This is a genomic window from Methylomonas sp. BG-2, assembly GCF_057766305.1.
In genome coordinates this window covers 1-3,204 of the sequence record NZ_JBYMAP010000337.1, presented here as the reverse complement: position 1 = coordinate 3,204, position 3,204 = coordinate 1, and the positions used below count along the sequence as shown (strand labels likewise).

Below are 3,204 nucleotides of genomic sequence, written 5' to 3'. Positions count from 1 at the left end.
TTCATTCGGTGGATTTGTCGGAAAAACCAGACTGTATTTAAGCTTTAACCTACCGACCAACCCAAACAACCGGGCGATAGCGCGAAAAAATCCGAGTTATAAACCCATAAAACCAATCGTTTACAGCAGAACGCGCCCAAGGCGACCCCATCAATCGGCGCCACTCGCGCGGTCATTGGATTCTCGCCGCTTAGCCGGATAAATACTAACAGTCAAACAGATTATTTTTACGCCACCCATGGCGCGTCACCTTAATATAGGCTATAGATACATTACCATTTTCGGGAAGCGCCAAAACGCATCGACCGACGAGATCGGTCCCGGCTCAAAGAATACGCGGTCAGTTACGGAAGGCCGGCCGACTCAACCCAGGGATGCCTAACTTCGGGAGGTCCGCATGTCCATCGTACAACGCATGTCTCTGTTAGTCGGAATCGCTTTACTGGGCCTGTCCAGTCTGGCGGTGGTCAGCTATCTACAACTGGAGAGCGTATTTGCTTCGGCAAACTATGCCAACAGTAACAGCGTGCCCTCGTTGATTGTGCTGAATCGGCAAATCAAAACCTTCAGCCAAGTCCGGGCCAGGCTTTACCGGCACGTGTCCAACGCCGATGCCGGCAAAACCGTCGAGTTGAATCAAGCCATCGCCACTGCGCTCGACGCTTTCGATACCAGCCTCAAGCAGTACGACTCGTTGGTGTCCGACGCCGAGGACAGGCGCTTGTATACCGCGAATCTCGCGGCCTTCGCAAAATTTCGCCTCGGCGCCGATACCGTGCTAACGCTATCCAATGAAAACCGCAAGGACCAAGCGCTGGCGGCTCTGGAGCAAATGACGCCGATCGCGGCAACGCTGCAAGATTCGTTGGAACAACAGGCCCAATACAACGGGAACCTGGCCGAACAAAGCGCCAGCCACGCCAAGGACATTAAAAGCCGCGCCATGGTCTGGCTCGTGGTCATCGCGGTAGCGGCCTTGGCAACGATCGGGCTATTGGGCTGGTTCTCGACGCGTAAGTTGACCCGCCAACTGGGCGGCGAGCCGGACGAAGTCGCCCAACTGGCCGGCAGAATCGCCGCCGGCGATCTGAACGGCACGATTCAAATTCGCGCCAACGATAATGCCAGCGTCATGGCGGCGATGAAACATATGAGCGACACGATCAAATCCCTGCTGGCGGACATCGACCGGATGGCCAGCGAGCACGAACGAGGCGATATCGACGCCGTCGTCGACAGCCAACGCTTTCAAGGCAGCTTTCGGCAAATGGCGCAAGGCGTCAACGATATGGTCTCCGGGCATATCGCCGTCAAGAAAAAAGCGATGGCGGTGTTCAAGGCCTTCGGCGAAGGTAATTTCGACGCGCCGATGGAAAAACTACCCGGCAAGAAAGCGTTTATCAACGACACGATCGAACTGGTGCGCGGTAATCTGAAAGGCTTTATCGCCGACATGAATCATATGAGCCGGCAGCACGAGGCAGGCGACATTGACGTGATGATGAACGCCCAAAAGTTTCAAGGCGATTTCGGTGTCATGGCCCAGGGTGTCAACGACATGGTGTCCGGCCATATCGCCGTCAAGAAAAAAGCCATGGCCGTGTTCAAAGCCTTTGGCGAAGGCGATTTCGACGCGCCGATGGAACGCTTGCCCGGCAAGAAAGTATTCATCAACGACACGATAGAACTGGTGCGCGGCAATTTGAAAGCCGTGATGGCGGACACCAATACGCTGATCAGCGCTGCCGCCGAAGGCCGCTTGGACGCGCGCGCCGACGCCGGCCGGCACAAAGGCGACTTCAACCGACTGGTGCAAGGCATCAACCAAATCCTCGACGCCATTTTGATTCCGATCGGCGAAGGTAATCGCGTGCTGAGCCTGATTCGCGGCGGCGACCTGCGCCAACGGGTCGAGATCGCTTGCCAGGGCGACCACGACAAGATGAAGCAAGCCGTCAATGGCGTGCATGCCTGGCTGTCCGAGTTGATCGGCTACGTCACCAAACTGGCGAACGGCGACATGAGCGCGGAAATGGCGAAAGCCTCCAGCGACGATCAAATTCACGAGTGGCTGATGCTGCTCAAGCACAACATTCAGGCGCTGGTCACCGACGCCAACACGCTGTCGCAGGCCGCCGTCGAAGGCCGTTTGGCGACTCGGGCCGACGCCACCCGGCACCAGGGCGACTTCCGCAAGATCGTCGAAGGCGTCAACGCCACGCTGGACGCGGTGATAGGCCCGCTCAACGTCGCCGCCGATTACGTCGATAACATCGCCAAGGGTAACATCCCGGCCAAAATCACCGACACCTATCACGGCGATTTCAATATCCTGAAAGACAACCTGAACACCTGCATAGACGCCGTCAACGCTTTGGTCGCGGACGCCAACACGCTATCGCAAGCCGCCGTCGAAGGCCGATTGTCAACCCGCGCCGACGCCAACCGGCATCAGGGCGATTTCCGTAAGATCGTCGATGGCGTCAACCAGACCTTGGACGGCGTCATCCTGCCGATCAACGAAGTCGTCGAAGTGTTGCGGCTGGTGGAACAAGGCGACCTGACCCGCCCGGTCAAGGGGAATTACCAAGGCCAACTCGGCGAATTCAAGGATACCGTCAACAACACCATCGCCAAATTGTCGCAAACCATCGCCGAAGTCATCGCCGCCGCCGAACAACTGGGCACGGCTTCCAAGCAAGTCAGCGCCACGTCGCAATCGCTGTCGCAAGCCTCCAGCGAGCAAGCCGCCAGCGTCGAGGAAACCTGCGCCAGCATCGAACAAATGGCGTCCAGCATCAACCAAAACGCCGATAACGCCAAGGTCACCGACGGCATGGCCACCAAGGCTTCGCGCGAAGCGGCCGAAGGCGGCGACGCGGTCAAGCAAACCGTCGTGGCCATGCGCGACATCGCAGGCAAAATCAGCATCATCGACGACATTGCCTACCAGACCAATATGCTGGCGCTGAATGCCGCCATCGAAGCGGCTCGGGCCGGCGACCACGGCAAGGGCTTCGCGGTGGTCGCCGCCGAAGTGCGCAAACTGGCGGAGCGAAGCCAGATCGCCGCACAGGAAATCGGCAAACTCGCCGAAACCAGCGTCAATACCGCCGAAAGCGCCGGCCACCTATTGGATGCCATCGTGCCGAGCATTACCAAAACCTCGGACCTCGTGCAGGAAATCGCCGCCGCGTCTCAAGA

The 3,204-nt window shown here is 58.1% G+C and carries 1 protein-coding gene; it reads left to right on the top strand.

Annotated features, from left to right (window positions below; translation table 11 throughout):
* Positions 1-397: 397 nt before the first annotated feature.
* Positions 398-3,204: methyl-accepting chemotaxis protein (locus AC3B8H_RS19755; RefSeq protein WP_488443230.1), on the top strand; the 2,807-nt coding region annotated here is incomplete at its 3' end.